The sequence below is a fragment of the Proteus sp. G2300 genome, from assembly GCF_009915965.1.
Lineage (GTDB): Bacteria > Pseudomonadota > Gammaproteobacteria > Enterobacterales > Enterobacteriaceae > Proteus > Proteus vulgaris.
Genome location: NZ_JAABNK010000001.1, coordinates 1 through 8067 on the forward strand (window position 1 = coordinate 1; position 8067 = coordinate 8067).

General features: G+C 35.3%; 8 protein-coding genes, 1 tRNA gene and 3 pseudogenes. 4 read left to right on the plus strand and 8 right to left on the minus strand.

Annotated elements, in window-relative coordinates; all coding sequences use genetic code 11:
* Positions 1-744 precede the first annotated feature (744 nt).
* The 3 genes and pseudogenes from GWI97_RS00005 to GWI97_RS00020 form a co-directional block, all read left to right on the plus strand.
* Positions 745-829: transfer RNA gene (locus GWI97_RS00005), tRNA-Leu, on the plus strand.
* A gap of 175 nt (positions 830-1004) precedes the next feature.
* Positions 1005-2276 (plus strand): annotated as a pseudogene (locus GWI97_RS18140) (tyrosine-type recombinase/integrase).
* A gap of 34 nt (positions 2277-2310) precedes the next feature.
* Positions 2311-2505 (plus strand): annotated as a pseudogene (locus GWI97_RS00020) (tyrosine-type recombinase/integrase); the annotation flags it as partial.
* Between the two features lie 265 nt (positions 2506-2770).
* Here the strand turns inward: GWI97_RS00020 and GWI97_RS18145 are convergent.
* The 4 genes and pseudogenes from GWI97_RS18145 to GWI97_RS18560 form a co-directional block, all read right to left on the minus strand.
* Positions 2771-2962, minus strand: a complete 192-nt coding sequence (locus tag GWI97_RS18145; protein ID WP_052038563.1) for a hypothetical protein — start codon at positions 2960-2962, stop codon at positions 2771-2773.
* Between the two features lie 353 nt (positions 2963-3315).
* On the minus strand, positions 3316-3972 hold the full coding sequence (locus GWI97_RS18150; protein WP_331273953.1) for a S8 family peptidase: 657 nt from the start codon (positions 3970-3972) through the stop codon (positions 3316-3318).
* A 32-nt stretch (positions 3973-4004) separates the two neighbouring features.
* Positions 4005-4112 (minus strand): annotated as a pseudogene (locus tag GWI97_RS18455) (hypothetical protein); the annotation flags it as partial.
* A 40-nt stretch (positions 4113-4152) separates the two neighbouring features.
* Positions 4153-4254, minus strand: a complete 102-nt coding sequence (locus tag GWI97_RS18560; RefSeq protein ID WP_158482385.1) for a hypothetical protein — start codon at positions 4252-4254, stop codon at positions 4153-4155.
* Positions 4255-4442: 188 nt separating this feature from the next.
* Here GWI97_RS18560 and GWI97_RS00040 point away from each other — a divergent pair, with 188 nt between their 5' ends.
* Positions 4443-4835 (plus strand): hypothetical protein, encoded by a 393-nt coding sequence (locus GWI97_RS00040; protein ID WP_087803759.1) that lies wholly within the window; start codon positions 4443-4445, stop codon positions 4833-4835.
* Between the two features lie 199 nt (positions 4836-5034).
* Here the strand turns inward: GWI97_RS00040 and GWI97_RS00045 are convergent, their stop codons facing one another.
* From GWI97_RS00045 to GWI97_RS00060, 4 genes are all read right to left on the minus strand, one after another.
* A complete protein-coding gene (locus GWI97_RS00045; protein WP_087803758.1) occupies positions 5035-5451 on the minus strand; it encodes a hypothetical protein in 417 nt (138 codons plus the stop codon).
* A gap of 18 nt (positions 5452-5469) precedes the next feature.
* Positions 5470-5880 (minus strand): deaminase, encoded by a 411-nt coding sequence (locus tag GWI97_RS00050; protein WP_148041515.1) that lies wholly within the window; start codon positions 5878-5880, stop codon positions 5470-5472.
* Positions 5881-6114: 234 nt separating this feature from the next.
* Entirely contained in the window at positions 6115-6912 is a 798-nt protein-coding gene (locus tag GWI97_RS00055) for a hypothetical protein (RefSeq protein ID WP_087803756.1), read from the minus strand.
* An 8-nt stretch (positions 6913-6920) separates the two neighbouring features.
* Positions 6921-7886: an RHS repeat domain-containing protein gene (locus GWI97_RS00060; RefSeq protein WP_337247645.1), complete on the minus strand. Its 966-nt coding sequence runs from the start codon at positions 7884-7886 to the stop codon at positions 6921-6923.
* Positions 7887-8067 lie beyond the last annotated feature (181 nt).

Genomic DNA, 8067 nt, shown 5'->3' on the forward strand with positions numbered 1-8067 from the left:
TAAATAATAAATAATAAATAATAAATAATAAATAATAAATAATAAATAATAAATAATAAATAAGTTATATGTTATTAGTAATATTTCAACATCATTATATTAAAGATTAGACCCTTTTTTTTAAAATTAAGTTTATTAATTTAGTAATAAGTACCTTTATATCAATAAAACACAGTATAGATAAAGACGTGTATTTATCATATAAAATATAACTACCTGCTTCCTCACACCAGGGAAGAAAAGGGCAGTGACGCTATAAAAATAACTTATAGTCATTAAAATAAAACTAAGCCCTCGTTTAGTAGTACTGTTGGATCAAAACACTAACCCAAGTTTTGATCCTTTTTTTACTTATCGCTATATAAAAATAAATATATCACTTATATTGAATAATAATTAAAGACGATTTTATTTTAAATAAGGTATTGCTATAGAAGAGTAAATAAATATATTTAATATTAATTGTCTTTTAAAAAGTGAGAATAAAATAGAGGGTGAAGCAGAGAAGAGAGAATAAATAAAAGTGAAACTAAATAGAATTGCCTCGAAAAGTTTTGATGATTGATACAATACGACTTAAACCTACACGATAGCGGTTTTTGAACGGCGCAACAATTGTGTTTTTACTGTAACCACAAACCACAAATGCAGTTTTTTTCGCCAATCAAGCTGAAAACTAACAATAATTGTTGCGAGGGGGCTTCACACAAGTATAATGGGCGGGTTTTCCAAAAACACTTCAGTGCCGGAGTGGCGAAATTGGTAGACGCAGTTGATTCAAAATCAACCGCCTTCGGGTGTGCCGGTTCGAGTCCGGCCTTCGGCACCAAAAACAAGACGCTTAAAGCGTCTTTTTTTATGCATGAACTCCATGATTTATAAGGCTTTTCCTCGTATTTTAATTTTACCACGTATACTCAACTCATCCGATATGAGGTGAATGATGTGGGTATGCCGATTCGATAAGGTTATACACCCACAATTCGGTTGCGAAGACAGTTAAAATGGCACTTTCCGATACTAAGATCCGTTCTGCAAAACCTGAAGATAAAGCGTATAAGCTGACAGATGGTAAAGGATTATTTCTTCTGGTTCACCCCAATGGTTCTAAATATTGACGCTTTCGTTATCGCTTTAGCGGTAAAGAAAAGATGCTAGCATTTGGTGTATACCCTGATGTCTCCCTAGCGGTGCCCGTGAAAAACGAGATGGGGCAAGAAAACTTGTCGCTAACGGAGTAGATCCTAGTGAAAAACGCAAAGAAGTAAAAGAAGAGCAACAAAAGGAATTTAATACATTCGAGAAGGTTGCACGTGATTGGCATGCAACCAATAAGAAGTGATCAGAGGGGCATAGCCATCGGGTACTCAAAAGCCTTGAAGACAATATTTTTTCAGTTATTGGTAAATGCAATATTGCGGAACTGAAAACTCGTGATCTCCTCGAACCTATTAAAGCCGTAGAGATGTCTAGATGTCTTGAGGTGGTTGCACGTCTACAACAACGTGTGACAGCTATAATGCGTTATGCCGTACAAAGTGGTTTAATCGACTATAACCCAGCGCAAGACATGGCTGGCGCAGTCGCGAAAGGTAAACGAATTCATAGGGCCACATTAGAGCTTAAACGCTTACCTGAGTTCTTACAACGCATTGATGATTATAAGGGAAGACCTTTAACTAAACTTGCCGTCAAACTTACCTTGTTAGTCTTCATTCGTTCCAGTGAATTGCGCTTTGCTCGTTGGGATGAAATCGATTTTGAAAATTCCATGTGGACGATCCCCGCTGAACGAGAAGCGATAGAAGGCGTTAAACACTCCCATTGCGGATCAAAAATGCGTACCACCTCATTTATTTTCTTTAAGCCGACAAGTTATTGAAATCTTAAAACAGATCTACCAATTCAGCGGTAACCACGAGCTGATCTTTATCGGTGATCACAATCCAAGAAAACCAATGAGTGAAAATACAGTAAACAACGCATTACGTGTGATGGGGTATGACAATAAGACAGAAGTGTGTGGGCATGGTTTTAGAACAATGGCGTGTAGCTCGTTGATTGAGTCAGGCTTGTGGTCTAAGGATGCAGTAGAAAGGCAGATGAGCCACCAAGAGTGTAATTCAGTGAGGGCGGCTTATATTCATAAGGCGGAGCATATTGAAGAAAGGCGACTGATGGTCCAATGGTGGGCAGATTATTTGGATGCGAATAGGGAGAGGGAGATTTCACCTTTTAGTTTTGCGAAGTCGAGCAATCCATTAAAGGCAATTTAAATTAGGTTATTGATTGGAGTATAAAGAATGGCTAACAGAACATGGCCTCCGCCACGCAATGAGCACGATTTTGCATGAGAAGGGATATAACTCTGCATGGATTGAAACCTAGCTCGCACATATCGATAAGAACGCGATCCGTGGAACTTATAACCATGCTCAGTATATGGATGGACGCAGAGAAATGATGCAGTGGTATGCGGACTATATGGATGAGTTGGAGGTGTAGAGTAGGAAATGTGGTTAGTGTGAATTTCTAATAATAAAATAAGCCATCTTTATCTCTGAACGTAAAGATGGTTGTATGGTGTATGTTAAATTTTTACAGGGATAGGGATTGGAAGTCTAGGCTGTATTTCTACTAATTTTGTATTGGATTTAAGAATATTAGTAAAGATATCCGGTGTTTTGGGTGCTTCGAGAGATACTATAAAAGCATATTTAATCATAGATGCTTTAGAACCAGATATCCGATCACCTCCATCTCTTGCCATTTAATGGATTTCAAAACACGGATCATTGAGACTACTTCCTAACTTTCCTTTTTCTTCATGCAAAACAGACTCCCATTTTCCAGCATCCGAACGTAATTCAGCTTCAGTCGCAACTGTTTTCTGTTTAAAAAATGTATCTGTTTTATCAGGTGTTGGTCGCCATGTAATTTCTATACCTGCTTTTGTATACATAGATGTGTCTTGAGGATCAACTGGACTAGAAAAACAACAGGTTGCCTTAATTTTTACCTTTCCAGTTATTCCATTTTTCGGTATTGGTAATGGAACCCTAAGATATTTGCCAGGGTAGAGTTCACCTTGATATAGAATTTTAGCGGTACCATCTGGGGATTCGACAATTTGACTAATTAAATCGGGTATTTTCCCCCAACCAACTTCTGTTTTTTCATGCGTTGATTGATCTGCTGAATTAATCAGTAGAGCTTTAATTGCTAATGTCGATATTTCATACCCTAAAATTGCACGTATACCAACAGCATATCGTAGAAGATAAGGCGCTGAAAAACTTGTTCCACAAATAGGTGTTAACTTTCCAAAATCAATAGAACTTGGTATATGGAAATATTGTTTGGTGTCCCACCAAAAGTAACAAGATCAGGTTTTACTAAACAAGGAGATCGATCAGGGCCCACTGCGCTATAAGATGCTCGTTTCCATTCAGAATCAACTTGATCAGCGGCTCCTACGGAAAGAGCATTTACACAGTCAGACGGAACCTGAACCCGATCTAACCCTAATGAATTGTCACTGTTACCATTATTCCCTGCTGCGATTGTCAGAAAAGTTTCACCATCAGATAAATAATTATCAATTAATGAAGTCCATGGATGAATTTCATCATCATCAATAGGTAGATCAGGCCCTAAACTTAGATTCATGAATTCATATTGTCTAGATAATAATATGTCTTCTAGGTGTGAAAGTGTTCTATAAAGTTCATATGGGTCTTCTTCTGTAGTTTTTTCGTCTAAAACCCTATAGTGATCGACATATGAAAATGGTCTGGGTGCTTCTTCATCAGGCCAAAGAGGGCCAAAAAGAAAAGCGGAAGTTACACCCAAACCATGTGATGGCCCATCAGGTAAATCATTTGCTAACGGATCAGAAAGATTATAGTTTGATACCCATGGTTCTAATACATGTCTATCAGGAAGTCCACCGTCAAGAATGGCTACTCTAATATCAGAAGCGTAGGGATGTACGTTTGGTAGATTTACATCAGCTCCATTTGATTTTCAATTGAATTGGCGTTTAACCAATATGTTGGATTTTCTGGAAAATGAACTAAATAACGATTTTCAGGATAGGTAATGTTCATTGCACTACACCAAGCTTATTGTATTAACATGCTTAAGCAGATGTCATCTTGATTGAAGTTGACCCAGTCTCTTATAAATATCCTTATTGATTATCAATAAGATGCGGTAGTGCTTTTTATTATTTATCTTTCCAGTTTCTTTCACCCAAGTATAATCATTGTTCAGGTAATACCATAAAGTGATAGATTAAATTCAGTGCTCATTGGTAAGAAAAGAAAGTATTTTGATAAATTAGTTATAAGAGTGAATGAGATAAAAAGATCAGAAAAAACGGCTACAATATTAAGATAATTTATGTTTTTCATTGAAATTTGACAAAATAGGATGTCGTAATGAACAAGAAGCTAAAATTGACCCTAGGATTAAGTTTATCACTGTTAGCTATAAATGCTTATGCAGTAACTTGGGATGAATTGGAAACGGTAAAGACTTCAGAGGGATTTTCACCTTTTGAGGGGTGTAATGAGTCTATTTCATGTGAGCTTTTAGCTGAGGAAGGGCGATATAGCGTGGTACAAACTCAGTTAGGAAGGGACTGTGAATCAGGTGGTATCTGGGTTGTTAATGCTAAGAATAAACAAGCAGTCTTTATGCCTAGGATGACTAACTGCGATTTTGATATTGAAAAAAATGCCGTGGTTATTTATCCACAGCAAGGATATGCCAATATTTATCAAGGTAGTACGAATGCAACACCGAGTATCAGTGAGGTTGAGTTACCTTAAAGGATGATCTGAATTAAATTTATGGCTTATATAGCTTATGTAGCTGAGGTTGTGTTACACAGTGCAATGAAAATATTAATATTCTTGATGTTAAATATGAGAGTTAATTATATTTTCATTGTAATTAAATAATAATTTAATTACAGATAACATTAATGTTAGTCTTCTAATCCTAGTAACTTATATTTTTCTGTCATATCTACATCTTTAGTGTTAATCCAATCAATTTTTTTGATAGCTCTAACGGTTTTTTAGAAAAATCTTCTATTACTAAGAATGCTTTTTCTGGGGAGATACAAGCCCCTGTAAAGATGAGATCAAGTTGGCCATCCAAATCAATTAACTGATTCATTTTGTTTTTATCTCCTAAAGAGTAGAACCCTGAGCTACCATGGCTATAAAGTAATGAAAAACTTCCTTGTGCTACATTATGAGAATAAAATAAAGTGGAAATAATCTTTCCATTCTCAGAAAAGTAACGACTAGCCAGAGTTGTGTGAGACTTAGTCCAAATATGTTTATTTTCTGGGTAGGATAGAAAAAAAAGACTATATTTTTCCAGATGAAAATTTTTAGAAATTTTCCCATCTGGATAGCTAAACTCAAAGTAATTCACGTTGATTCTCCTTTTAGTTTAAAATATCAATGGATTAGAAACACCTTTATTATATACAACTAGTTTCTCAATCCCCATTGACTCTCTTAATAATGGTAAGTAGTTCTTACAAAAATCACATGTTGGTCGTTCAACGAATATTGTGACTTCTTTTGGCATCTGCCCACCATTCTTCGTAATGCGCTTATATGCTCTGACCAATGAAAGTCCTTCAGCATCTGCAGCTACTTTTGAAATTGTTGATGGTTCTACGCCTGTACTTTTGTATATTTTTCTAAACCATTCTTTTCGTTTAGAAGCGAATTCTAATCCTGGGATGGCTAGTCTATTCATACCAAAAAATTGACTATTTTCAATAGAAACAAAAGCAACAGTTTGTAATCCATCATTAGAAGTAGGAATTCTCCTTCCAAGAACGGGTAGTTGCATCTTTGCTCTAAAACTATCAATTTTTTCCCAGGGACACCCTTCCAACCCAAATGGATCAACCCACCCAGTAGGATAATGCACATACCCATACGGATTAAAGCCTGCTAATAATTTAATAGGATTTAAAAAATATATTAATTAGGTCTTTTATAGTGTTTATAGGAATAACCATAATTTATGATAGTTAATTTATATTTTTTAAAATTAAAATAACATACTTTTAAATATTTATAGTTATGGTAGTTTTCGTTTTTTCTTTTCTAAATGCAGTGGTGACCATGATATTAAAACTCCAGTTTCACCAAGAGTTTTATTAATTCTGTCAATTTGATTACTATCAACTAACCATAACCACATATTATTCTTCATTTTTATTATAGAACCATTTTTTTTATTATTGAATATCCATTCTTTTAAAGTGATATTATTAATAATAATATCAAGGTGATTTGAGTTGATAATATTAACTGGATAGACCATTCTTAACATAGAGGCTTTGTATCTGGCTTTTCCTTTAAATCTACCAGGACATTCCTCTTCAAATAATGACGTTTTTTCATAAAGATATATGCTTGATAAATTAGTATCTGTTGCATAGTAAAATGCTGTAGTAACCTTTTCACAAGAATAATTAATTCCATATGAAAAAGTTATATTAGGGTCGAATGAGTTAATATATTTAGTAATGAGTTTGGATTCATTGCATATAGATGGGTATTGGATATCAATATAAGAAAACCCTAGAAGTTGCTCTGTTGTATAACCAAAAGAAGCATACCATGGTTTTATATCGTTTTTTTCTGAATATATTCTAAATGAAATAGTATTATTTTCTCCTATTTGTTTTTTTAAATCTGAAAGTGAGCCCATAACTATATCATGCTCACCTTTATATGCACCATATTCTATCTTTTTGTAATATCCTGCTGATGTTATTATTAGATCGAAAATTTTAAAAAAGGTTTCAGCTAAATCAAGAGCATTTTTTGAATTCAATTTTTCAGTATTGTATAAAGCGATTCCTGAGTACATCTTTTCTCCTAATTATTATTTCTTAATATATCCAGAATTAATTTATCTAATATCTCTTTTATATCTTTATGCTTATATTCATGCTCAAGAATAAGGATTTTTCCTTGTTGTTTAGTTGGTAACTTACTTATTACCTCATGATTTCGTGATGTAAGCAATGGTAACTTTGTTCTCATGTCTGTTTTGGAAGCTAATTCTATGGCATGAATTTTACCGTGTATATCAATAGCCATAACATCGGGGCGTCTTGCTGATATTCTTTTTCCTAAAGCAAAAGAATATGATCTATTTAAATAAATAGCTTTAAATTGACCACTCATTGCTAATTTGTTAGCTATTACTTCAGAAAATTGATCGTGACCAGGAGTTCCATCTTTTTGCCCTTTACCATATATTTTTGTACCATTTATTTCTCTAATTGGACAACCCGCCAACCCAAACGGATCTACCCACCCAGTCGGACAATACACATACCCATACGGATTAAAGCCACCTAATAATCCAATAGGATCCGGTGAAATATATTGCCCTGTATCCTTATCATAGTAGCGAAAGCGATTGTAATACAAGCCACTTTCTTTATCTTCATATTGTCCGGAAAATCGAAAATGGCATTCGGTATATTCAGGATCGTTATCGGCATAATCATCATGAGATTGCCAAAACGCCATTTGTCCCCAGGTATTTAACCGTCCTGCCCAGCTGACAATGCCTTTTTCGCTAAAGATTTCGCGTGGCGTGCCTTGATGGTCAGTGACGACATAATGCAGTTTTCCACGTTGATAACGTGCTGTTGGGGTAATTTCATTGGGTTGGTAGAGCCACTGAATTTGAGCGTCATAAGCGGGTGTGCCATCGGCATAAATCGGAGTTTCCTGCACCATCTGGTCGCCAGACCACAGGTAATCAACACGCTGAATGCGTTTGTTTTTAAACGGTGAATTGGGCGGTGTAATAGGGTGATTATCGACCACCTTGCTTTTACTGAGGCGTCGTCCAAAGGCATCGTAAGTGTAACGCCAGCATTCCCCTTCAGGGTTAAAACAGGCGATAAGTTGGTTAAGCGTATTCCATATTCCATTGGTAATACCACGTTTTTGCCCGAAAACCGTGTTGGTGAACCACTTTTTGGGTTAATCGACCATTAATGTCGTA